We start from the raw sequence: 21,477 nt of genomic DNA, 5'->3' as shown, positions 1-21,477 counted from the left end.
CTCTGCTCACGCCCTCGGAAGCAGTAGGCAAATGTCCGATTAGGGTGTTTTGCCCTCTATGGACAACCGTGCCGCGGTGACGTCATGGCGGTGTCCGCCGACTGTCACAGACGTGTCACGAGGCGAGGACCTTGTCCGCGGCGCGGGCCCGGGGAACCCCGCGGATTCCTCCGGCTCCCCCCGCCGGACATCTCCCGCACGCCCCGGCGGCGAAGGTTCTCTGATGCGTCCTCAACTCCGGGCCTTGCGGGCGGCGGGACCGGCGGCGAAGGCGTGGAGGAGGTTGCTGGTGACCTGTTGCGTGAACCGCGCGGTGTGCGGGGGGATGCCGTGCGCGCCGTCGCCCTTGAGGGATTCCACCCACCGCATGGTGCCCGTGTTGAAGACGCCGGCGCCGCTCGGGGTCGTGTAGTAGGCGGTGTTGTGGAAGCTGCGGACGCCCCGGCAGGTCAGGGGGGAGTGGGCGAGGATGTCGAGGTGGTGCGGCGTGAAGGGGCCGCCGACGACCCGGTCGTACTCGGTGCCGACCAGGTTCGGGAACCGGGTGCCGCGCGTCGCGCCGGTTCCGCGCAGGAGCCAGTGGCCGGGTTCGGTGACGGTATAGGCGGCGCTGGCGCCGCTGGCCTCGTACAGGGTGCCGGTGAGGGAGTTCTCCGGCTTCGGATGGGGCGGCTCGCGCCAGTCGGCGGTGACGGCGTCGTCGTCGATGCCGTACAGCGGGTCATGGCGCCAGTCGGTCTTGTAGCAGACCACCAGGCGGCGTTCGCCGTGCCGGGTGGCTTCCAGGCGGATGCGGCGGAAGCAGGCGTTGGCGCCGAGGAAGGCCACGTTGGTGCCGAGGTCGCGGGCCTGCGTGACGTGGGCACGCATGGCGGGGGTCCAGTACTCGTCGTGGCCGAGGGAGACCACCGCGCGGGCTCCGGCCAGTACGTGCGGGTCGGCGTCGATGTCCATGCTGGTGAGGTAGGCCAGGGGCAGGGCCAGGCGCTCGGCCAGCGCGATGGCGGGTTGCTCGTAGGTGAGCAACAGGGGGGCGCCGTCACGGTCGTACGGGCGGTCGCAGCCGGCCGCGAGCGATCGGCGGGCGTAGTCGGCCTTGCCGCCCGGGCCCTGGTAGAGGCTGTGGCCGCCCCAGGTGTTGTAGGCCTGCCAGGTCGCGACGGCGTTGACCAGCACCACTCGTCCTGTGGTGCGGGCCGAGCGCACGGTGAGCGGGACGTAGCGCTGGGCGCCGGTCGAGGCGCTGAGGCGGATCAGGTAGGTGCCCTCGGGCCAGCCGGTGGTTGACACCCGCACCGCCGGTGGCCAGACGGCCGTCACGGTGCGGGTCGGGCCGGTGGCCGCCGGCATCTCGTGGCGTCGTCCCGGCAGCTGACCGGACCGCCACACACGGCGGGCCTGGGCGCCGCCGTACCATCCGAGCCGGAACGCCTCGGCGTGGAAGCGGGGGGCGGTGGTGGACACCGCCAGGTGGAACGACTGGCCGGGCAGCACGCTGACGTGGTCGGCGAATCCCTCGATCGCCCGGTCCGGTCCACGCTCCCGCAGGTGCCAGTCGGGGTGGCCGGGCAGCGCGTTCTCCGCTCGTGTACCGGCGCTGTGCGGGGCGCTGGGCGCGGTGGCCGGGCCATGTGGCGTGCAGCCGACGGTGACGGCTCCCGCGATCACCCCCAGGAAGCCGCGGCGGTCCCATTGCCTGCTCACATCCGCCAGGCTAGGCACCGGGGCCTGCGGGGTCCTGCCGGAGTAGGCCGGGTGCGGGACGGCCGAACGGTGCGTGCGGTCGGGGCGGTCGCCGCGGCGGGGCCGGTGTCGGGACCGGTGTCACGGCCGGGAGAGGGAGTCCGGCATGAGCAGCCCGAGCCAGTCGCCCTGGAGGGCCTGCCGCTTCCAGACGCCGACCTGGTCCTCGGGGACCTTGTACTTCGCGGCCACCTCGGAAGCGGTGGCATTCCCGGTCACGGTGATGAGCACGATGCGCGTCTTGTCGAAGGCGGAGAGCTGGTTCTCCGGCTTGTCCGGCAGGGCATCGGACGCAGCGCAGCCGCCCTTTCCCGCCTGGCCGGGCCGTCCCGGCTCGGCGCCCAGGCCCTTGCCCGGTTCGCCGTGCTGACCGGGCTTCCCGGGCGCGCCGGCGTCGCCGCCGTCCCCGCCGTCGGATCCGCCGCCGAAGAGGCCGAAGAAGTTGAAGCCGCCGTCCCCGCCGTCACCTCCGTGGCTTACGCCGTCTCCGCGGTGGCCCTCGTGCGAGCACGCGGTGGCGGGGCGGTCGACCGTGGTGTGCGTCAGCTGCGCGGCTCCCACGGTTCCGACGGCGAGGGCCAGTGCGACCGTCGTCAGGGCGACGGGACGCTGCCAGAGGATCTTGGGCATGGTGGGGCTCCGTTTCCGTGAGGAGAAGCGAGGAGGGGGGATGTCGCGGAAGGGTGGAGGCCCGAGGAGGGCGTGAGGGCCTCGACCCTTCCGCGGTGGGCCGGTGCGGCCCGTATCTCCAGTAGGCCCTGCCGGCACGGTGTCCGTCATGTTCCGAGGAATCGGGACTTGACCTGGCCGTCGTCACCGGGTAAGACGCCATCGGCGCCTGTGCCGGGAGCGTCATGACACCTCCTCAGGTACCGGAGAGGCATCACCAACCGACCTCCAACGCCGTGCACTTCACCCGCTCCTCCCCCTCGCTCCGGGAGCGCGCGCGGCCCGGCCGGGCGGCACGTGTCGATGTCGTGCCGCCCGGCCGGGCCGTGGGGGAGTTGCCGTGGGTGGTGGTGCGCTCAGTCGGCTATGACGCCGTTGTTGACGGTGCCGTTGTTGACGGTGGTGCTGTTGTTGTTGCCGACGACGATGACGATGCCGCCGGAGCTGTTGTTGTTGGGGCGGTTGCCGTGGTGGTTCCAGTCGCCACCGTGACCCCGGCCGCCGCCGTGGCCCCAGCCGCCGCCGTGCCCACCGCCCCAGCCGCCGCCGTGGCCGGTCGCCTTGGCGGTGGCCGCCGTGTGCGTCTGGGCCGGGGCGGCAGCGAACGCGGTGGTGGGGAGCAGCGCGCCTCCTGCGGCCAGAGTGGTCACGGCGGTCAGCGTGACAAAGCGACGGTGGCGGGATATGCGGGCCATGGGAGTTCTCCTTCGTGAGCCGGAGGGGGAGGCTCCGGTGGTGTCCGGTGGGGTGTGAACCCGATGACTCCAGTAAGCCGTGGGCAGGGCTCCGCGTCATGTCGCTGGATTTCGGGACTTGACATATATGTGCCGATGGGGATGGCGGGCTCGGCGTGGACGTTCATGCCTCCGGCCGCCATCGCACCCCGACTCGTGAAGTCCTCCCGACGCCCCCGCCGCCACGGCCTCCGCCGGGCCGAACCCCGGCCGGGCCCAGGTCAGTCGGCGCGGCGGTAGGGGGCGGAGACGGCGGGCGGCCCGGTGGTGGCGTGGGCTGTAGGTGAACCCTTGGGCTCGCAGGGCGGCGAGGACGAACCGCCCGGCGGGTGCCCCGTCCCCGCCGGCCCTGAGGGTGTGATGACCGACTCGAATATGCATCTGAGATGAAAATTTACGCTAGGGTGACCGCATGGACCGCATGGACCGCATGGACCTTCACCGCACCCCTCGCCCTACCGCGCGCGGCGGCCGGCGACACCCCGGGCGGAGCGCCCGGTGACCGCCGGAGCCGTCCTGGCGCAGATCGCCGCGGTCTTCGTGTGGCTGGGCATGGTGGCCGGGATCTCGTTCCTGGAGGCGCCGCTCAAGTTCCGGGCCGAGGGGATCACGGTGCCGCTGGGTCTGGGCATCGGGCGGATCGTCTTCCGCGCCCTGAACCGAGTCGAGGCCGTACTCGCGGCCGTCGCCGTCGCGGCCGCGGTGTACGAGACGCCGGGGCCGGTCGCGCTGGGATCGGGGGCCGGGGCCCTGGCGGCGCTGGTGGTGCAGACGGCCGTGGTGCGGCCCGCGTTGGGCCGGCGCACCGCCGCCGTCATCGCGGGGGAGCCGGTGCCGCGTGGCCGTGCTCATCTGGGGTATGTCGCACTGGAGGTGGTCAAGGTGCTGTGTCTGGCCGGATGTGGTGCCGCGCTGGTACTGGGGCGGCTGTGAGCACGCCCCGGCCTGCCGCGGGGCAGGGTGCGACGGGCCGTGATCTGGCCGGGCGGGCGGACGTCGAGCAGCTGGTGACCGCCTTCTACCGCCGGGCGTTCGCCGATCCCCTGATCGGGCCGGTCTTCACCGAGGTGGCCCGGATGGACCTGGCCGCGCATCTTCCGGTCATGTGCGACTTCTGGGAATCGGTGCTGTTCGCCGCCGGCCGGTACCGGCGCAACGCGCTCGCCCCGCATCTGGTCCTGCACCGCAAGGCCCCGCTCCGCCCGGACCACTTCGCCCGCTGGCTGGCCCTGTGGAGGCTGACGGTGGACGGGCTCTTCCGCGGGGAGAAGGCCGAACTGGCCAAGCGGCAGGCGGAGCGGATCGCCGGATCCCTGCAGCGCCGCCTCGGCGGCGGGCAGGCGAGCGAGTACGTCACCATCCGCCGCCGCCCAGGCGGCGAGCCGCTGCAGGCGGGGGGCTGACCCGCTCCGGGCCGGCGGCTCGGGGTCAGCGGGTGACGACGATCTTGCCGGTGGTGCGGCCGGTTTCCACCATCCGGTGGGCGCGACGAAGCCCGGCGGCGGAGAAGTCGTCGATGGTGGTGGTGACGGTGGTGCGGATACGCCCGTCGTCGACCAGGCCGGCGACGGCCTGCAGCAGGTTCTTCTGCTCGATCATGTCGGGCGTCCGGAACATCGAGCGGGTGAACATCAACTCCCAGTGCCAGGCGATGCTCTTGGCCTTGAGCGGCAGCAGGTCCAGTCCCTCGGGTTCGTCGATCGCCGTGATGTGCCCGAACGGGCGGACCAGTTGGGCGAAGGTCTCGATCATGCCCGCGGAGTACGGGGAGAACAGGTACTCCACCCCTTCCGGAGCCGCCGCGGCGGCGGTGGCGGCCAGGTCGTGGTGGTCGACCACGGCGTCGGCCCCGAGTTCGGTGACCCACCGGGCGGATTCGGGTCGCCCGGCCGACGCCAGCAGGCGCAGTCCGGTCAGCTGTTTGGTCAGCTGGATGAGCATCGAGCCCACGCCGCCGGCGGCGCCCAGGGCCAGCAGGGTGCCGGTGGACTGCGCGGTCAGGGCGAACCGGTCGAAGAGGGTCTCCCAGGCGGTGATCGTGGTCAGCGGCAGCGCGGCGGCCTCCGCGAAGCCGAGGCTACGCGGCTTGCGGGCCACCAGGCGCTCGTCGACGGCCTGGAACTCGGCGTTGCTGCCGGCCCGGGTGATGTCACCGGCGTACCAGACCTGCTCGCCGACCTGAAGGGTGGTCACCTCGTCACCCACCGCCTCGACCACGCCGGCGGCGTCGAAGCCGAGGACGCGCGGCTCGTCGGAGGCGGGAAGTCCGGCGCGGACCTTGATGTCGACGGGGTTGACCGACACCGCCTCCACCCGCACCAGCACGTCCCGCGGGCGCGGGTCCGGAACCGGCACCTCGACGTCCACCAGGCTCCCGGGGTCGTCGACGGGAAGCCCCCGGTAGGAGGCGACGGCCCGCATGGTCCGTGCGGTCATGGCCGGCTCCTTGCTGTGCTGTCCGTTTCGGCCAGAGTGTCACGCCCACCCGGCCCCGGCAGCGGCGGCCGGGCCATCCGGGTGCCCGCCCGCGTGACCGCGGGCGGGCGGCCTGCCGGCCCTCAAGGCCCCTCGGCTGCCCGGGATGCGGGGCGGGGCCGGGCGGGCCATCCTGGGGTCATGGAGCGTCACGTGATCGTGATGCCGCCATCGACGGGCGGCGGCCGGCGCGTCCTTGTGGACGGCGAGATCCTGGGCATCGCGTTCCATCTCCGCGACTTCCAGGGCTTCCTGCGGGGCGCCGGCCTCGATCCGGACATCATCGACCTCGACGACCCGGATCTCGTCGAATGGCGCGGCGCCGGTCCCGGCGTGTGGACCTGAGGTTGTCTGCTCCCGTCGCCGGCGGTATCCAGCCCGGTCACGTCGCCGGGGCGTCCTCGCACCGGAGCGAGCACCGGTCCACGAGCACCAGGTCGAACTCCCGTATCACCTCCGCCGGTCCCGGGACCTCCGCCACCGTCGCCGGTGCGACCGGGGCCGGGCCCAGGGTGGTGACCCGGTCGCCGTCGACGCGCTGGACCTGCTGGTCCACCTGACGCCTCGCCCCGGGCGCCGCGCGGCACTCGGGGCCGGTGAGGTCCCCGCCTGATCTCCGGCCGCGAGCTGGTTCCGCCGGCCGACGGGGCATCTTGGCGCGCCCCTCCGGCGGACACCCCGGGGCGCGCCGGGGCCGGCTCTGCCGTCCCGGCGGGTGCGATGTGGCACGGTGAGGACGCAGCGCCATGGATCACCGAGAAGGAGTCCCCGTGTCCAAGCCCCCGCTTCCCCCGGCCGCGGTCGAGCTGCTGAAGAAGCCCAATCCCGCCGTGATCGCGACCCTGCGGGGCGACGGGCAGCCGGTGTCCACGGCCACGTGGTACCTGTGGGACGAGGGCCGGGTCCTGGTCAACATGGACGAGGGCCGCAGGCGTCTGGAGCACATCCGCAACGATCCGCGCGTCACCCTCACCGTCCTGGACGAGGCGAACTGGTACACCCACCTCACCCTCGTCGGGCACGTGGCCGAACTCCGCGAGGACACCGAGCTCGCCGACATCGACCGGCTGAGCCGGCAGTACCTGGGGCGGTCCTACCCGCAGCGCGACCGCGGCCGGGTCAGCGCCCGGATCGAGATCGAGCGGTGGCACGGCTGGGGCACGCTGAAGGACAGCGCCCAGCCCGGCTGACCGGGCGCCGGCACCTCAGCTCTCGTACGGGTCCGCCGGGGCGTGCACCGGCCGGGCACGGGAGACGTCCAGGAACGGGATGGGGCCGTCGTTGACCGGGTCCTTGGCCCGGCGGGGGGTGTAGGTGCCGGTCACCTCCAGCCAGGTGTCGGGCTGCAGGACGGGCGGCACCTGCCCGGTCAGGCCGATCTTGACCGGGCGGGCGTCGGCGGCGCAGCAGTTCAGGACCATGCGCGTCAGGTACGGGGTGCCGTCGCGGCCGAGGGTGATGAACCCGGTGACGGCGACCTGGCGGCCGGTCAGGGAATGCCCGTGGTCGTAGACCGCGCGGCCGGCGTAGTCGACGGCGTCCATCCGCAGCGGGTCCTTCGCGGGGAGGGCGGGGAAGCCGAAGGGGCGGGGGAGCGCGGTGCCGGTCCTGACCGCGCTGTACGAGCCCAGGGCGGGCGGGGCGACCAGGACGAGCGCGAACAGCGGCAGCACCAGCAGCCAGGCGACCTTCGGCTCATGGTGTCCGTGTCCGTGTCCGTGCCCGTCGCCGTGCCGGTCGCCGTGCGCGTCCCCTTGGCCGTCGGGCCCTTCGTCCCGCCCGTTCTCGTGCTCCTCCCCGGTGCGGCGGGAGCGCCGCAGTTCGTACCGGACGGTGGCCAGGGCGGTCACGATCAGCATGGCGCCGGCGGCCAGCAGCAGCGGCTGGAGTCCGGCCTTGACGTAGCGCAGGTAGAGGTCGGTGAGCCCGGCGTGCAGCATCGCCGCGCCGAGCAGGAAGAGTACGGCGGCCTGTGCTTCCCGGTTCACAGCAGCACCGCCCCGGTCACGGCGGACACGACCACGGCCACGGCGAAGGTTGCGGGGGCGAAGCGCACCGCGAAGGCCCGGCCGAACGCGCCGGCCTGGAGGGCGAACAGCTTCAGGTCGATCATCGGCCCCACGACGAGGAACACCAGCCGGGCGGTGAGGGAGAACTGCGACAACGACGCGGCCACGAAGGCGTCGGCCTCGGAGCAGATCGACAGCACCACCGCCAGCACCGCCAGCGCGAGCACCGACACCACCGGGTTGCCGGCCGCCGTGCGCAGGACGTCCTCGGGCACCACGGACTTGAGGCTGGCCGCGGCCATCGCGCCGACGACCAGGAATCCGCCGGCGTGCATCACGTCGTGCCGTACCGAACCCCAGAACGCCGCCCCCTTGCCCTGCCCTTGGGCCGACGGGTGGGGCCTGGGGCGCAGCCGGTCGGGGTGGCCCAGGCGCTGCCACAGCCACCCCATGGCGCATGCGACCAGCAGGCTGGCGGCGAAGCGGGCGACGACCATGCGCGGGGCGTTGGGGAAGGCGACGGCGGTGGCGGTCAGTACGACCGGGTTGATCGCCGGGGCGGACAGCAGGAACGTGAGCGCCGCCGCGGGAGTCACCCCCCGCCGCACCATCGCCCCGGCGACCGGCACCGAGGCGCACTCGCAGCCGGGCAGGACCGCCCCCGCCACCCCGGCGACCGGCACCGCAAGCGCGGGCCGTCGCGGCAGGGCGCGGGCGAAGAACGAGGCGGGCACGCACACCGCCAGCACCGCCGAGAGCAGCACGCCCAGCACGAGGAAGGGCAGGGCCTGCACGACCACCGCCACGAACACGGTCATCCAGCTCTGCATCACCGGCGCGGACAGCGCCCGCCGCACCGGCCCCTGCAGCGTCAGGACGACGAGCAGCAGCAGCGTCAGCACCAGCGGCGAGTTGACCCGCCATCCTTGCGGCGGCTCCAGAGGGTAGGTGTCGTGCCGTGCGGCCCCGGCCGGAGCCGGGGCGTCCTTGGTGAGGGTCACGGGCGCGCTACCTCCGGCGGGATCAGGGCTTGAGGGACTTCACCCCCAGTACGCCGCCGCCGGGCCCGGTGTCTCACGCCCGGACCCGGCCTTTGCGCACCCTTGGCCCAAGCCAGGCGCCGAGATGACCATGGACACGACCAGGTCCGCCAGAGCGGGGCCCGCCGCGTGTGGCGGGGCACAGCTCCCCCCCACCACCCGCCCGCAGTGGCAGCCGGTGCCGGCGGACCCCGCAGGATCACAGCACGCGCTGCCCCTTGCCCAGTGCGATGATCCCGTTCGCGGAGGCGTGGTAGAGCTCGCGGTCGCGGTCCGGGTTGACCCCGACGGTCGCGCCGGCGGGCACGACGACGTTCTTGTCGAGGATGGCGCGGCGCACGACCGCGCCGCGGCCGATGCGGACGTTGTCGTGCAGCACCGACCCCTGCACCACCGCGCCTTCCTCCACGACCACCCCCGGCGACAGCACGGACTGCGTGACCTGCCCCGAGATGATGCAGCCCGGGCTGACCATCGACTCTCCGGCGATGCCCCCGGCCACGAACTTCGCCGGTGGCAGCCGCAGCGAGTGCGTGTACAGCGGCCACTGGTCGTTGTAGAGGTTGAAGACCGGGTTGATGGAGATCAGGTCCTGGTGGGAGTCGTAGTACGCGTCCAGGGTGCCCACGTCCCGCCAGTAGCCGTGGTCGCGGGCGGTCTCGCCGGGGACGTGGTTGTCGTCGAAGTCGTAGACCTGCACCTGCCCCTTGGCGGTCAGCAGCGGGATGATGCTGCCGCCCATGTCGTGCACCGACGAGTCGTCCTCGGCGTCCTGCGTCAGCGCGTCCAGCAGGACCTTGGTGGTGAACACGTAGTTGCCCATCGAGGCGTAGACGCGGTCGGGGTCACCGGGGAGGCCCGGCGGGTCGGCGGGCTTCTCCAGGAACTGCTCCACCCGCACCCCGCCGGGGCCCGGGGTGATGATCCCGAACGACGAGGCCTGCTCGCGCGGTATGCGGATCCCGGCCACCGTGGCGCCCGCGCCGGCCTCGATGTGCTGGCGCAGCATCTGCCGCGGGTCCATGCGGTACACGTGGTCGGCGCCGAAGACGACGATGTAGTCGGGCTGCTCGTCGTAGACCAGGTTCAGCGACTGGTAGATGGCGTCCGCGCTGCCGAGGAACCAGCGCGGGCCCAGCCGCTGCTGGGCCGGGACGGGGGTGACGTAGTTGCCCAGCAGGTTGGACATCCGCCAGGTGGTGGTGATGTGCCGGTCCAGGGAGTGCGACTTGTACTGCGTCAGCACGCAGATGCGCATGATGTCGCCGTTGACGAGGTTGGACAGCACGAAGTCCACCAGCCGGTAGGCGCCGCCGAACGGCACGGCCGGTTTGGCGCGGTCGGCGGTCAGCGGCATCAGCCGCTTGCCCTCCCCGCCCGCGAGCACGATTCCGAGCACCGAAGGTCCGCCGCGCATCACTGCCCCCTTTGCCGCTACCGCCCTTGCGACTTGCAGATCTCCTCGTAGACACCGACGGTGCGGCGGGCCACCGCGTCCCACCCGAACTCCGCCACCGCCCGCTCCCGTCCGGCCGCCCCCATCCGCGTGGCCGCCGCGGGATCGCCGACGAGCGCGTCGACCGCCGACGCCAGCCCCGCCTCGAAGGCGTCCGGGTCCTTCTCCTCGTACGGGACCAGGAGTCCCGTGGCGCCGTCCTCCACGACCTCGGGGATCCCGCCGACCGCCGAGGCGACCACCGGGGTGCCGCACGCCATCGCCTCCAGGTTCACGATGCCCAGTGGCTCGTACACCGACGGGCACACGAACACCGCCGCGTGCGTGAGCAGTTGCACCACCTCGGGCCGGGGGAGCATCTGCGGGATCCAGATCACCCCGCCGCGCACCGCGCCCAGTTCGCCGACCAGCTCACGGAACTCGCGGTCGATGGCCGGGGTGTCGGGTGCCCCGGCGCACAGCACGAGCTGGAGCCCCGGGTCGATGCGGCGGGCGGCGCGCAGCAGATGGGGGACCCCCTTCTGCCGCGTGATCCGGCCGACGAACAGCGCGTACGGGCGGGCCGGGTCGACGCCGTGCGCGACCAGCGCGTCGGTGGAACGGTCGGGGCGGTACAGGCGGGTGTCGATGCCGTTGTGGACGACGTGCACGCGCGCCGGGTCGAGGGCGGGATAGCTCCGCAGGATGTCCGCGCGCATCCCGTGCGACACGGCGATGACCCCGTCGGCGGCTTCGATCGAGACCCGCTCCGCCCAGCTGGAGACCGCGTAGCCGCCGCCGAGCTGCTCGGCCTTCCACGGGCGCAGCGGCTCCAGCGAGTGGGCGGTCATCACGTGCGGGACGCCGTAGAGCAGTTTGGCCAGGTGACCGGCGAGATTGGCGTACCAGGTGTGCGAGTGCACCAGGTCCCGGCCCGCCAGCGCGGCGGCCATGGACAGATCGACCGACAGGCTCCGCAACGCCTCGTTGGCGCCGCGCAGTTCCCCGGCGGCGGCGTGCCGGACCACGTCGGCGTCGCCGGCGCCCCCGGTGTCGCCGTCCGTGCCGTCCGCGCCCGCCCAGCTGTGGACCCGAAGGTCCGTCAGGCTGCGCAACTCGCGGGCGAGGAACTCCACATGGACGCCCGCCCCACCGTAGACGCAGGGCGGATACTCCCGCGTGAGCAGTGCCACCTTCACGGGCGCCTCCCCGGTCCCGTCGCCGTGTAGGGACATCCATGCCCCGGAGAACGGTGTTCGATCCGTGTTCCCCGTCTTTCACGGCGTGATGCTTCGCCCGGGTCCTCGTACGCGGGCAGGGACGCGCAGTGCCGCGGACGACCGGGCGCCGGTCGTCACCGGGGCCGCGTCCCCGAGGGACGGGCGCCCGACCGCCGCGGGGGGCGACGGCCGGTCAGGCGCCGCTTCGTCCGCTGCCCCAGTCGTCCTCCGGGCCCGCCGGGCCCGCCGCGGTGAGGGCGGCGGTCCCCAGACCCGGCGTCACCGGCGCCGCCGGCGGAGTCTGCTGCGATTCGATGTCCGACGCGGTGACGGCGCGGGTGAGGGAGACCGTGGTGGGCGCCGGAGGCGGTGCGAGGGAGCGGGCGAGGTCGCGGTCCAGGCGGCGCAGCTGGGACTGCAGATGGGCGGTGAGGCGGGTGCGGTAGGCGTTCTCGAAGGTGCGGAGGTCCTCGACCTTGCGCTGCAGGGCGGTGCGCGCGGAGGCCAGCGAGTTCATCGCCTGGCGGTGCTCGTCGCGGGCCTCGCGCTCCAGGGCCTGGGCCCTGTCGCGGGCGTCGCGGCGCAGGGCCTCGGCCTGGCCCAGGGCCTCACCGACGATCTTGTGGGCCTCGGCGCGGGCTTCGGTGACCGCCTGCTCGGCGGTGCGCTCGGCCAGGGCGAGCAGGCGGGCCGTGCTGTCGGTGGCGAACGCGGGCTGCTTCCCGGCGGGCTCCGCGGCCTCGTCGGGCTCCCGGTCCTCCGCTGCCTTGCCGGGCTCCCGGCCTTCCACCGGCTCCACGTTCTCGTCGTCCTCGACGTTGTTCACGGCCTTCACGGCCTTCACGGCCTGCGTGGTTTCGGCAGCCGGGGCCGCTGCCGGGACGGGGACGGGTGCGGGGGCGGGGGCCTCCTGGGGGGCCACAGGGGCCGTGTCCGGTTCGTCGTCGGCCTGCTTCCCGGGCGCCGTCGGCACCAGGCGCGGCTCCGGCTCGGCCTCCTCGCGCCTGCGGGCGGCGGTCTCGGCTGCGGAGAGCTGGGCGCGCAGGTTCTGGTTGATCCGCAGCAGCCGGGTCACCTCGGCCTGCACCTCGTCCAGGAAGTTGTCCACCTCGCTCTCGTCGTAGGCCGGGCGGAGGCGGACGGTGGTGAACTGCTTCCTGCGCACGTACTCGGGGGTAATCGGCGTCTGTGCCATCTGCTCACCTCGAGGTGTTCGTCGACATGTCCTGACCGCATCCGTCAACTCCAGCTTGGGCGGCGGGCCGGGCCGGGGCAGCCCGGGAATCCCGCGCAGGGGCGGTGCGGGCGGTGTCATCGGCGCCGATCGCGGGACCCGGGCGAGCGGCGTGGATGGCGCAACTACGGGCGGCGCAGTGGCGACTGTGATCATCCGCGCCGCCACCGCGCCCGCTGACAGCGTGGATTTCTCCCCGCGCTCGGCGAAAGAGCCGGACGGGTGAATGACGGCCCGCGGGGTGTGGGTACGGAACACCGCATGGCGACACCGGGCGGGGACGAGGGGGGTCTGCGGAGCGCCGGAAAGGCCGTCCGACGACGGGGTCCGTCCCAGGTGGAGGCGCGGGGAGGCCCGGGCCCGCGGCGCGGCGGATCCGTGAGGACCGCGCTCCCCGGCGGAACCACCCGGCCCGCGATCGGCGACTCGGGGCCCCGGGTTACGCTCTCGGCCATGTCGGATGTGTGGCGAAGGCTGGTGCGGGCGTTCCGGGCCGTGGACCGCTTCCTCGGCGGCGAGCGGCCGCCGACCCGTACGCAGCGGTTCGCCGCCCGGCATCCGCTCGGGGTGGCGCTGGGCGCCGGCGCGATCGGGGCGGCGTACTTCCTGCTGCTCGCGGATGTACGGCCGCCGGACCGGCTTCTCGCGGGCGCCTCGGGTTTCCTGCTGGGCGGGATCCTCGGTGCCACGGCCCTGTACGAGAGGCGGCGCCAGCGGCGGCTGCTGCGCCTGGGCCTCTGGGACGGGCGGTGAACGGCCGCCGGTCCCCGAATCCGTCCGAACAGCCCGACACTTCGGCGAAGGGAACCCCCATGACGCAGCCCGTCATCATCGGAAGCGAGCGCAGCGAGGTCGGCCTTCCGGCCGGGATGGAGATCCTGCGGCGTGGCGGGACGGCGCTGGACGCCGTGGAGGCGGCGATGCGCCGCTGCGAGGACAACCTCACCGACCACTACGTCGGCACCGGCGGGCTGCCCAACGCGCAGGGCGTCGTCGAACTGGACGCCTCGGTGATGCTCGGCTCGGACCGGCGGTTCGGCGCGGTCGGCGCGCTGCGCGGGTACCCGAACCCGATATCGGTGGCGCGGGCGGTGATGGAACGCCTGCCGCAGCACTGCCTGCTGGTGGGCGAGGGCGCGGCGCTGTTCGCGCGGGAGAACGGGTTCGAGGGCGCCGAGCTGCTGACGGAGGAGTCCCGTGCCGTGTGGCGCGAGCAGTTGATGACCGCCGCCGAGGCCGTTGAGGGGGAGAACACCCGGGCCGTGGACGGTGACCACCGCTACCGCCGGGCGGCGCTGGAGCTGGTGCGGCGGATGGCGCCGCACGAGGGACCGTGGGGGACGATCAACATCATCGCGCTGGACGCGCACGGGGAGATGTGCGTGGCCGTGTCCACCTCCGGCTACCCCTTCAAGTACCCGGGCCGGGTGGGGGACTCCGCCGTCCCGGGCGCGGGCAACTGGTGCGCTCTGCCCGGCGGCGGGGCGGCCTGCACCGGGCGCGGTGAGCTCGGTCTGCGCGGCGGTACCGCGCGTACGGTGGTGGATCTGCTGGCGCTGGGCAAGGAGCCGGCCGACGCCTGCCGCATCGCCCTGGAGGAGGCGGCGGGCCTGCCCGACGAGTACCGGTCCGAGCTGCGGGCGCTGGCGCTCACACCCGACGGGCGGCACGGCGGCGCGGCCGGTCAGGACGGCAGCGTCTACGCGGTGATGACCGCTGCCTCCACCGCGCCGGAGCTGCGTCCGCGGACGGTGCTCTGAGCCCGCCCCGGGACCGCGCCCGGGTCTACTCCCCGGGCGCGATCAGCTCGCCCGTGCTCGCGTCCCGGATGGTGATGGCCTCCACCGGGCAGGACTCGGCGGCGTCGATCAGGAGTTCGTCCGGTTCGGCCGTCGGGTGCAGGGGGCACGAGGTGCCGTCGCGGAGCTCGAAGTGCCCGGGGGCGATCCCGGCGCAGGAGCCGGTGCCGATGCAGGTGTGCGCGTCCACGTCGATCTGCCAGGTCATGGCGGTGTCCTTCGGTGTCCTTCGGTGTCCTTCGGCGTTCGCCCGGTACGGGGCCGGCGGCGGCCGGCCGCGTGGGGCGTCAGGGCCGGTCCCAGGTGACCCGCATCCGCTCGGGGCCGCGCAGGGCGACCCCGGACTTCCACACGACATCCTCCTCGGAACCGGCCAGTCGCAGCCCGGGCAGCCGCTCCAGCAGGGTGCTCAGGGCCACCTGCAGTTCCATGCGGGCGAGTTGGGCGCCGAGGCAGTGGTGGGGTCCGTGCCCGAAGCCGACGTGGGAGGCCTCCTGGCGCAGCAGGTCGAGCCGGTCGGGGTCGGTGTAGACCGACTCGTCCCGGTTGGCCGAGACGGGGCAGACCACCACGGCCTCCCCCGCGCGCACCGTGCCGCCGCTGAGTTCGACGTCGTCCAGTGCGTAGCGGGGCATGCCGGCGCCGTTGCCCAGGGGGACGTACCGCATGAGTTCCTCGACGGCCCCGGGCACCAGGGCGGGGTCGGCGCGCAGTGCCGCCAGCTGCTCGGGATGGGTGAGCAGGGTGTAGACGAAGTTGGGGATCTGGGTGGCGGTGGTCTCGTGGCCCGCGACGAGCAGGGAGACCGCCAGGACGCGCAGTTCCCGTTCCGACAGCCGCTCGCCGTTGTCGCGTGCGTCGACCAGCGTGCCGAGGAGGTCGTCGCGGGGCGCGGTGCGGCGCTCGGCGATGAGGCGGGCCATGTACTCCATCAGCCGGTCCGTGCAGTCCTCGATCTCCCGCGGGGTGTACTTGGTCGTGGACAGCAGCGCGTCGGACCAGGTCCGGAAGTCGGCGCGGTCGGTGACGGGGACGCCGAGCAGTTCGCAGATGACGGTGACCGGCAGTGGCAGCGCGAAGTCCGCCACGAGGTCGGCCGGCGCGCCGCGGGCCAGCATCTTGTCGGCCAGCTCGCCGGCGATCTGCTCGGTGCGGGGTCGCAGCCGCTCGACGTGCCGGGCGGTGAAGGCCTTGGCCACGATCCGGCGCAGCCGGGTGTGGTCAGGGGGATCGAGGTCCAGGATGTTGCCGGCCAGGCCCCGGTGCGGTCGCAGCCGCGGCTCGTCGCGGTGGACGGCCGCGGCCCTGCTGAACCGGGAATCGCCCAGGACTGTCTTGACGTCCTCGTACCGGGTGACCAGCCAGGCGGCCTCGCCGTAGGGGAACCGGACCCTGCACAGCGGCTCGGCCCGGCGCAGTTCGGCGAAGGCCGGGTCGACGTTCAGCCGGTCGGTGTCGGTGAAGGGGTAGTTCCTGGGCTCGGTTGCGGCCATGGCGAATGCCTCCAAAGAACTCGGGTTCTCACGACAGCCCGCGGGGAGGGAGCGGATCGGCCGGATCCTGCGCCTCCGCCGGGCCTGCCTCCGCCGGCTCGACCCGCCCGTCGCTCAGGGCGGGGCCGAGGAGGTGGCACAGGTCGTCGGTGAGCAGTTCGAGCGGGTCGTCGGTCCCGACCGGCAGGCCGCCGGCGATCCAGGCGGTGAGGAACGAGCCCGCCTGCAGCACGGCCATCAGGGCCCGCTGCCGTGCCTGCGCGGCCGTCACGCCCCGCCAGCGCCGGGCGTCGGCGGTAAGCAGGGAGACGTAGCGTTCGTGCGCGGCCAGGTAGCGGTCGCGGGCGCTTCCGTCGTCACCGGCCGCCGACGGGGTGGCGGCCAGCAGCACCCGGATGGTCGGCGTCAGCACCCGCCAGCTCGCCGCGGCACGTCCCAGCCAGGCGTGGACGCCGGCGCGGGTCCACTGCGGGACAGCGGCAAGCTCGGCGTACAGGCCGTCGGTGACCTGGTACACCCGGTCCGTCAGCGCGGCGATGATCTCTGCCTTGCCGCCGAAGTGCGCGTAGACCGTGGCCCTGGTGACACCTGCCGCGCGGGCGATGTCCTCCATGGTGGCGACGACGAACGACTTGTCCGCGAAGACCGTGACCGCCCCGTCCAGGACCCGGTTGCGTGTCAGGTCCCGCTGTTCCGTGCGCAGGCTCATCCGCGGTGCGCGCACCGCGGAGGCGGAACCGGCACCGGCCGGCCGACGGCGATCCATGAGTAAAGCCTACAAAATGCCTCGAGTCTGTACATTTTGTGTACGTGTGGCGGGCGGTGGGGGCGGAGCGCGCCGCGCCGGGTCAGCCACCGTTGCGGGGGTGGGTGCGGGCGGCGCGCTCGTTGCCCCGCTTGTAGTTGCCGGTCCAGCGGGCCATCACCAGCTGCGCGTCGCCGCGCCCCACCTCGGCCAGGAACTGCTCGGCACGGTCGCCGCGCAGGACGGCGGCGGTGTGCGCGCCGTGGGTGATGACGACGGTGCCGTCGCCGCGCTGCCGGCAGGCGAATCCATGGGGTCGGGACATGGCTGCGAGCGTAGGGCCGGGCCGCATCCGCGGGACAGCGGATTACGCGTGGTCGCGGGTCAGGACGTGCGGGCACCGCACGGCCAGCGCGGCGATGTCGTCATCCAGCCGCCCGCCGCTGTAGCGGACCAGTTCGCGGTGCAGCCGGTCCAGCAGTTCGCGGGGGGGCGCCGGGCTCTGGCTCCGCAGCCACTCCGGCAGCGGGAAGAACGTCCCGGCGCGGTCGCGGGTCTCGGTGACGCCGTCGGTGTAGAGCAGCAGCTGGTCGCCGGCGGTGAAGGCGAAGGTGTCCACGAAGTACCGGTCCCCGATGAGGTCGGCGAGGTTCAGCGGCGGGGAGGCGGAAGCCGGCTCCAGGACCTGCACGCGGCCGGCGTGCACCAGCAGCGGCGGGGGATGCCCGCAGTTGAGCAGCCTCAGGCGGCCGCCGCCGTGCGGGATCTCGGCGATCACGGCGGTGGCGAACCGCTCCGGCAGGTCCTGGCCGGGGTAGGCGGTGCTGTAGCGGATGATGCTGGTCTCCAGCCGGTGGATGATGCCCCCGAGGTCCTGCTCGTCGTGCGCGGCGTCCCGGAAGCAGCTGATGACCGCGGAGGCCGCCCCCACAGCGGACAGGCCCTTGCCGCGTACGTCACCGATGAGCAGCCGCACCCCGTAGGGCGTGTCCGCCACCTCGTAGAAGTCGCCGCCGATCCGCGCCTGCTCCTGTGCCGCCAGGTACAGCGACTCGATCTCCACGCCCTGGATGTGCTGCGGCAGCGGTCGCAGCAGCACCGTCTGTGCGGCGTCGGCGACGAGCCGGACGTTGAACAGGGCCTGCTCGCGCTGGATCCGCACATGGCTGGCGTACGCCGCCGCCAGGGTGACCGCGACGATGGCGGCCCCGGTGTACTGGGTGCCCAGGTCCGTGTAGAGGAAGCTCAGGCCGACCATGACCAGCAGGCAGAGCGTCCCCAGCAGCACGGTCGGCAGCACCGGCCACATCGATGCCGCCAGGGCGGGGGCGACGGGCAGCAGGCGGCTGATCGCGATCTCCCGCGGTGTGGCGAACGCCAGGGCGGCGAGGAGCACGGTCACGATCACGGGGGACAGCCAGGCAGCCTTCCGGCGCCCTTCGTAGCGGGTGTGACGGCGCCGCAGCCATCCGGACATGATCACGAGGCGCATCATACCGGGGCAAACGGGATATCCGGTTGTCGTCCCGGCCGGACGGACCACCGGGCCGTCCCGGCGGCCCGCCCGGGGGCCGCCGGGACGCTCCGAGGTGCCGGCCGCGTCAGCCGTCGCCGCGGCGTCCGGGCACGATCTGGATCGTGTCGCCGACGGCGCGCTCACCGGTCGCGTCGGAGGGGACGTTGACCAACGCGCCCTTGACCACCATCGCCGAGGAACCGCCGCCATCGAGGTTGAGGGCCTGCACCGCGCCCAGCGACCGCATGAACCGGGCCGCCTCGCCGAGCGTGAAGCCCTCGCTCACCCCCGGCTGCCGTCCGTCCACCGTGACCAGCAGCAGGCGGCCCCGCCGGTCGATGCCGGCCATCGTGCGCGGCTGGCGCACGTTGGACCACGCGAACCCGAACGACAGGTCGAGCGGGTCCAGGGTGCCCTCGGTGGCGGCGTCGATGTGGACGCGGCCGTCCTCCACGAGGGTGGGGGCCGCGCTCACGATGCTGTCCTCGGGCCCGAGCCGGACCTGCCGGCCGTCGGCGTCCCGGACGACCTCCCGCAGGGCCAGCCGCTCACCGACCCGCGCGTGGCCGGTGAGCCACGCGGCCGCCTCGCCGGTGCCCTGCAGGACCGCGCCCATCCCGGGCACGGAGCCCCCGCGGTCGCCGGTGGAGAGCACGGTCCCGCGCTCGTCGAGGACCACCTGGACGCCGCTTCCCGTGGGCAGCGCGGCCCGGAAGGAGGGGGTGAACTCCACCAGGTCGTCCGCCAGGGTGCACGTGGTGTCGTGGCGGGGCTGCTCGGTGGGGACGGCCCCGGGGCGGCCGCAGTTGCGGACCTTGCCCGGCAGCCGGTTGATGCCCTGCACCGCGTACGTGGACGTGCCGGCCCGCACGGTGACCGTGGTGGACAGGTCGGCGATCCGCGGCCGCCGCCCGCCGTCGCCGAGGATCAGCGCGGCACGCGAGCCGACCGCCATCGACTCCAGCCGGCCGTCCACGGCGGACAGGCCCGCCACGGTGCCCTGGATGCCGTCGGAGTTCGAGGTGATGAAGAAGCCGCCGTTGACGCCGAGCAGCGATCCCAGCCGTCCGGCGACCGCCGAGGTCGTCTCCCGGTCGGCCACATCGCCGCCGTCGCTGACCGCGACCGAGCCGCGCAGCCGCGCCGGGTCCACCACGGCCACGTGGACGCGCTCGCCGTCCGCGGCCTGGCGTCCGTCGTAGCCGGTCCACTCCGCCGACGTACGGAAACCCGCGGCCGCGACGGCCGCGTTGGCCGTTCCCGCCTCGGCCTGCGTGGCGTAGCGGCCGACCCGGACCTGCCAACCCATCACCCCGCGCGGGGTGTCGGCGTACGTGTCCCACTCGACGGCCTCCAGCCGCGGCTCGAACCCGGCCGCCCGCAGTTTCCCGGCGGTCGAATCGGCCCAGGCGCGGTCGCCCAGCGGGGCCCAGGTGGCCGCGCCCGTGAGGCGGTTGACGGCGGGTGCCTGCACCGTCACCGTCCACACACCGGCGGCCCCGGGGTCCTGCAGCACCCCGCTGCGGACCTGCAGCCCGGGCGCCACCTGCTGCGCCGTCCACACGATCCCGTGCGGGCCGGAGTCGGCGGCGGGCTGCGCCCCCGCGACGGCCGGCGGGACGGCGACGGCCAGCGTGAGGGCGGCGGCGAGCACCGCACCCCTGCGGGCGGCGTGGCCCACCCGGCTCGTCCTGCTGCGCGGTTCGTCGGCTGTGACGGACATGCCTCTCCTGACCTTCGGTTCTCCCGGGCGGCGGGGCTCGCTTCCCGGCGCTGTGATTCGTCATCCCAGTCCCGCACGGGGACGGGCGCCCCACGCGGCAACGGCTCGGCGGGAAACCCTCGATGACAACCGCACGCGAGGGCGGGGAAGTCGCCGGCCGCCTCGCCGCGGACGATCGGGCCGACCCCGGTCGCGGGGCCCGCGGGACGGCCAGGTAAGAACAAGGCGTGAACTCCGTACGCTCCGTTCCCCGGTGTCCCTGATGCCGTCCCTCGGCACCGCGCAGTGGGCGGTGGCCCTGCTCGCCCTCTTCCTCGTCGGCTACTCCAAGACCGGGGTGTCAGGGGCGGGGACGGTGGGGGTGGCGCTCTTCGCGCTGGTGCTGCCGGCCAAGCTGTCCACCGGCGTGCTGCTGCCGCTGCTGCTGGTCGGCGACGTGGTGGCGGTGGCCTCCTACCGCCGGCACGCCGACTGGGGCCGGCTGGTGCGGCTGTTCCCCTGGGTCGTGGCGGGGGTACTGCTGGGCGCGGCGGTCGTGGACCGGGTCGACGACACGCGGATGCGCGAACTCATCGGAGGGCTGCTGCTGATGATGCTCGCCGTCCACTGGTGGAGCCGGCGGCGGGGCCCGGACGACCCGGTCGCCCAGTACAGGGCCGTCGCGGCGGGAGCCGGGGTGCTGGCCGGGTTCGCCACGATGGCGGCCAACGCGGCGGGGCCGATCATGTCGCTGTACTTCCTGGCCTTGGGCCTGCCCATGCTCGGCTTCCTCGGCACCAGCGCGTGGTTCTTCCTGCTGCTCAACGTCTTCAAGGTGCCCTTCAGCGTCGCCTTGGGGCTGATCACGCCCGCCACGCTCGCCTTCGGCGCGCTCACGGCCCCCGCGGTGCTGGCGGGGGCCGCCGCCGGTCGTGCGACGATCAGCCGGATCAGCCCGAAGGTCTTCGAGCGCGTCACCGTGGCCCTGACGCTCCTCGCGGCGGTACGGCTGGTCACGCTGTGACCCCGGGCCGGGGCCGGGTGGCCGGGGTCAGGTGACGATCGCGGTGATCAGCCGCCGGCAGCGCTCCGCCATGTCCTGCGCGGATTCCTCCGGGTGGTGGATCCACCAGGTCACCAGGGTGCTGACGGTGCCGGTCCACAGGTGCTTGAGCGCGTCGGAGTCCAGGGCGTCCTCGATCCCGCGGGCGGCGAGGAACTCCGCGCTCCCGGCGGCCGCGAGCCGGTCGATGGCGGCGCGATGGCGCTCGGCCGCCTCACGGAGCGGCCCGGTGGCGGGCAGCGTCCGGTCGTACAGCACGAACCAGGCGTGGCGTCGCCCCTCGAGCGTGGTGAAGATCGCGCGCAGCACGGACAGCGGTGTCCCCAGCGAGGTGACGCCGGGGACCAGGGCATCGGCGAGCGCACGCGCCAGCGAGTCCGCCACCCGTTCCAGGGCCGCGGTGTACAGGGCGTCCTTGGAGCCGAAGTACTGGTACAGCAGCGGTTTGGTCACCCCGACCCGCTCGGCGACGGAGGCCATCGACGCACCGCTGTAGCCGCGGCGCCCGAACTCCTCGACGGCCGCGGTGAGCAACTGCTCCTCGCGTTCCGCGCGGGGTACGCCCTTGGTGCCCGCGGTACGGGTTCTCGCGCTCGCCAC

24 protein-coding genes are annotated in these 21,477 nt (G+C 73.7%); 7 read left to right on the top strand and 17 right to left on the bottom strand.

Going from position 1 to position 21,477, the window contains the following annotated elements:
• Nucleotides 1-231 precede the first annotated feature (231 nt).
• The 3 genes from ACWDAS_RS39545 to ACWDAS_RS39535 form a co-directional block, all read right to left on the bottom strand.
• Nucleotides 232-1,704: a N,N-dimethylformamidase beta subunit family domain-containing protein gene (locus ACWDAS_RS39545; RefSeq protein WP_450400605.1), complete on the bottom strand. Its 1,473-nt coding sequence runs from the start codon at nt 1,702-1,704 to the stop codon at nt 232-234.
• Nucleotides 1,705-1,824: 120 nt separating this feature from the next.
• Nucleotides 1,825-2,373 carry a hypothetical protein gene (locus ACWDAS_RS39540; RefSeq protein WP_450400604.1) on the bottom strand — a complete coding sequence of 183 codons (549 nt, stop codon included), beginning with the start codon at nt 2,371-2,373 and terminating at the stop codon, nt 1,825-1,827.
• 395 nt (nt 2,374-2,768) lie between these two features.
• Entirely contained in the window at nt 2,769-3,107 is a 339-nt protein-coding gene (locus tag ACWDAS_RS39535) for a hypothetical protein (protein ID WP_450400602.1), read from the bottom strand.
• A gap of 537 nt (nt 3,108-3,644) precedes the next feature.
• Between ACWDAS_RS39535 and ACWDAS_RS39530 the strand changes: the two genes are divergently transcribed.
• Nucleotides 3,645-4,079: a hypothetical protein gene (locus tag ACWDAS_RS39530; RefSeq protein WP_450400600.1), complete on the top strand. Its 435-nt coding sequence runs from the start codon at nt 3,645-3,647 to the stop codon at nt 4,077-4,079.
• Nucleotides 4,076-4,549: a group III truncated hemoglobin gene (locus ACWDAS_RS39525; protein ID WP_450400599.1), complete on the top strand. Its 474-nt coding sequence runs from the start codon at nt 4,076-4,078 to the stop codon at nt 4,547-4,549. Before ACWDAS_RS39530 ends, ACWDAS_RS39525 begins: the two co-directional genes overlap by 4 nt.
• A 25-nt stretch (nt 4,550-4,574) precedes the next feature.
• On the opposite strand, the gene ACWDAS_RS39520 is transcribed toward ACWDAS_RS39525, so the two are convergent.
• Entirely contained in the window at nt 4,575-5,582 is a 1,008-nt protein-coding gene (locus tag ACWDAS_RS39520; RefSeq protein ID WP_450400597.1) for a zinc-binding alcohol dehydrogenase family protein, read from the bottom strand.
• Between the two features lie 180 nt (nt 5,583-5,762).
• Here ACWDAS_RS39520 and ACWDAS_RS39515 point away from each other — a divergent pair, with 180 nt between their 5' ends.
• Nucleotides 5,763-5,966 (top strand): hypothetical protein, encoded by a 204-nt coding sequence (locus ACWDAS_RS39515; RefSeq protein ID WP_450400595.1) that lies wholly within the window; start codon nt 5,763-5,765, stop codon nt 5,964-5,966.
• Between the two features lie 37 nt (nt 5,967-6,003).
• On the opposite strand, the gene ACWDAS_RS39510 is transcribed toward ACWDAS_RS39515, so the two are convergent.
• Nucleotides 6,004-6,177: a hypothetical protein gene (locus ACWDAS_RS39510; RefSeq protein ID WP_450400593.1), complete on the bottom strand. Its 174-nt coding sequence runs from the start codon at nt 6,175-6,177 to the stop codon at nt 6,004-6,006.
• A gap of 214 nt (nt 6,178-6,391) precedes the next feature.
• Between ACWDAS_RS39510 and ACWDAS_RS39505 the strand changes: the two genes are divergently transcribed.
• Complete coding sequence (locus ACWDAS_RS39505; protein ID WP_450400591.1) at nt 6,392-6,811, top strand: PPOX class F420-dependent oxidoreductase; 420 nt, start codon at nt 6,392-6,394, stop codon at nt 6,809-6,811.
• A gap of 15 nt (nt 6,812-6,826) precedes the next feature.
• Here ACWDAS_RS39505 and ACWDAS_RS39500 read toward each other — a convergent pair whose 3' ends face one another.
• The 5 genes from ACWDAS_RS39500 to ACWDAS_RS39480 all read right to left on the bottom strand — a co-directional run bounded on the left by ACWDAS_RS39500 (nt 6,827) and on the right by ACWDAS_RS39480 (nt 12,520).
• Entirely contained in the window at nt 6,827-7,609 is a 783-nt protein-coding gene (locus ACWDAS_RS39500) for a TIGR03943 family putative permease subunit (protein WP_450400589.1), read from the bottom strand.
• Entirely contained in the window at nt 7,606-8,631 is a 1,026-nt protein-coding gene (locus ACWDAS_RS39495) for a permease (protein WP_450400587.1), read from the bottom strand. Before ACWDAS_RS39495 ends, ACWDAS_RS39500 begins: the two co-directional genes overlap by 4 nt.
• Nucleotides 8,632-8,869: 238 nt before the next feature.
• Nucleotides 8,870-10,090 (bottom strand): glucose-1-phosphate adenylyltransferase, encoded by a 1,221-nt coding sequence (gene glgC, locus ACWDAS_RS39490; RefSeq protein ID WP_450400585.1) that lies wholly within the window; start codon nt 10,088-10,090, stop codon nt 8,870-8,872.
• Between the two features lie 14 nt (nt 10,091-10,104).
• Nucleotides 10,105-11,304 (bottom strand): glycogen synthase, encoded by a 1,200-nt coding sequence (glgA, locus tag ACWDAS_RS39485; RefSeq protein ID WP_450400583.1) that lies wholly within the window; start codon nt 11,302-11,304, stop codon nt 10,105-10,107.
• 214 nt (nt 11,305-11,518) lie between these two features.
• A complete protein-coding gene (locus tag ACWDAS_RS39480; protein WP_450400581.1) occupies nt 11,519-12,520 on the bottom strand; it encodes a DivIVA domain-containing protein in 1,002 nt (333 codons plus the stop codon).
• Nucleotides 12,521-13,012: 492 nt separating this feature from the next.
• Here ACWDAS_RS39480 and ACWDAS_RS39475 point away from each other — a divergent pair, with 492 nt between their 5' ends.
• Both ACWDAS_RS39475 and ACWDAS_RS39470 read left to right on the top strand, forming a co-directional pair.
• A complete protein-coding gene (locus ACWDAS_RS39475) occupies nt 13,013-13,312 on the top strand; it encodes a hypothetical protein (protein ID WP_450400579.1) in 300 nt (99 codons plus the stop codon).
• A gap of 59 nt (nt 13,313-13,371) precedes the next feature.
• Entirely contained in the window at nt 13,372-14,319 is a 948-nt protein-coding gene (locus ACWDAS_RS39470; protein WP_450400577.1) for a N(4)-(beta-N-acetylglucosaminyl)-L-asparaginase, read from the top strand.
• A gap of 25 nt (nt 14,320-14,344) precedes the next feature.
• Here the strand turns inward: ACWDAS_RS39470 and ACWDAS_RS39465 are convergent, their stop codons facing one another.
• The 6 genes from ACWDAS_RS39465 to ACWDAS_RS39440 form a co-directional block, all read right to left on the bottom strand.
• A complete protein-coding gene (locus ACWDAS_RS39465) occupies nt 14,345-14,566 on the bottom strand; it encodes a ferredoxin (RefSeq protein ID WP_450400575.1) in 222 nt (73 codons plus the stop codon).
• Nucleotides 14,567-14,645: 79 nt separating this feature from the next.
• The gene (locus ACWDAS_RS39460; protein WP_450400573.1) at nt 14,646-15,851 is read right to left on the bottom strand and encodes a cytochrome P450; all 1,206 of its coding nucleotides are present in this window, start codon (nt 15,849-15,851) and stop codon (nt 14,646-14,648) included.
• A 28-nt stretch (nt 15,852-15,879) separates the two neighbouring features.
• Nucleotides 15,880-16,617 carry a TetR/AcrR family transcriptional regulator gene (locus ACWDAS_RS39455; RefSeq protein ID WP_450400571.1) on the bottom strand — a complete coding sequence of 246 codons (738 nt, stop codon included), beginning with the start codon at nt 16,615-16,617 and terminating at the stop codon, nt 15,880-15,882.
• Between the two features lie 82 nt (nt 16,618-16,699).
• The gene (locus ACWDAS_RS39450; protein ID WP_450400569.1) at nt 16,700-16,921 is read right to left on the bottom strand and encodes a hypothetical protein; all 222 of its coding nucleotides are present in this window, start codon (nt 16,919-16,921) and stop codon (nt 16,700-16,702) included.
• A 42-nt stretch (nt 16,922-16,963) separates the two neighbouring features.
• Nucleotides 16,964-18,079, bottom strand: coding sequence for a PP2C family protein-serine/threonine phosphatase (locus ACWDAS_RS39445; RefSeq protein WP_450400567.1), 1,116 nt, complete (start codon nt 18,077-18,079; stop codon nt 16,964-16,966).
• Nucleotides 18,080-18,197: 118 nt separating this feature from the next.
• A complete protein-coding gene (locus ACWDAS_RS39440) occupies nt 18,198-19,835 on the bottom strand; it encodes a phosphodiester glycosidase family protein (RefSeq protein ID WP_450400565.1) in 1,638 nt (545 codons plus the stop codon).
• Between the two features lie 262 nt (nt 19,836-20,097).
• Between ACWDAS_RS39440 and ACWDAS_RS39435 the strand changes: the two genes are divergently transcribed.
• Complete coding sequence (locus ACWDAS_RS39435) at nt 20,098-20,838, top strand: sulfite exporter TauE/SafE family protein (protein WP_450400610.1); 741 nt, start codon at nt 20,098-20,100, stop codon at nt 20,836-20,838.
• Between the two features lie 27 nt (nt 20,839-20,865).
• Here the strand turns inward: ACWDAS_RS39435 and ACWDAS_RS39430 are convergent, their stop codons facing one another.
• Nucleotides 20,866-21,477, bottom strand: a complete 612-nt coding sequence (locus tag ACWDAS_RS39430; RefSeq protein ID WP_450400563.1) for a TetR/AcrR family transcriptional regulator — start codon at nt 21,475-21,477, stop codon at nt 20,866-20,868.

The organism is Streptomyces sp. NPDC001070 (assembly GCF_053598835.1).
The sequence above is the reverse complement of the archived record's forward strand: the minus strand, read 5'-3'. Positions and strand labels throughout refer to the sequence as shown.

Coding starts and splice junctions, on each gene's coding strand:
- ACWDAS_RS39460 (WP_450400573.1), bottom strand. CDS start 15,851: ATGGCCGCAACCGAGCCCAGGAACTACCCCTTCACCGACACCGACCGG.
- ACWDAS_RS39540 (WP_450400604.1), bottom strand. CDS start 2,373: ATGCCCAAGATCCTCTGGCAGCGTCCCGTCGCCCTGACGACGGTCGCA.
- ACWDAS_RS39475 (WP_450400579.1), top strand. CDS start 13,013: ATGTCGGATGTGTGGCGAAGGCTGGTGCGGGCGTTCCGGGCCGTGGAC.
- ACWDAS_RS39450 (WP_450400569.1), bottom strand. CDS start 16,921: ATGTCCCGACCCCATGGATTCGCCTGCCGGCAGCGCGGCGACGGCACC.
- ACWDAS_RS39435 (WP_450400610.1), top strand. CDS start 20,098: ATGCCGTCCCTCGGCACCGCGCAGTGGGCGGTGGCCCTGCTCGCCCTC.
- ACWDAS_RS39520 (WP_450400597.1), bottom strand. CDS start 5,582: ATGACCGCACGGACCATGCGGGCCGTCGCCTCCTACCGGGGGCTTCCC.
- ACWDAS_RS39515 (WP_450400595.1), top strand. CDS start 5,763: ATGGAGCGTCACGTGATCGTGATGCCGCCATCGACGGGCGGCGGCCGG.
- ACWDAS_RS39535 (WP_450400602.1), bottom strand. CDS start 3,107: ATGGCCCGCATATCCCGCCACCGTCGCTTTGTCACGCTGACCGCCGTG.
- ACWDAS_RS39480 (WP_450400581.1), bottom strand. CDS start 12,520: ATGGCACAGACGCCGATTACCCCCGAGTACGTGCGCAGGAAGCAGTTC.
- ACWDAS_RS39440 (WP_450400565.1), bottom strand. CDS start 19,835: ATGTCCGTCACAGCCGACGAACCGCGCAGCAGGACGAGCCGGGTGGGC.
- ACWDAS_RS39455 (WP_450400571.1), bottom strand. CDS start 16,617: ATGGATCGCCGTCGGCCGGCCGGTGCCGGTTCCGCCTCCGCGGTGCGC.
- ACWDAS_RS39470 (WP_450400577.1), top strand. CDS start 13,372: ATGACGCAGCCCGTCATCATCGGAAGCGAGCGCAGCGAGGTCGGCCTT.
- ACWDAS_RS39465 (WP_450400575.1), bottom strand. CDS start 14,566: ATGACCTGGCAGATCGACGTGGACGCGCACACCTGCATCGGCACCGGC.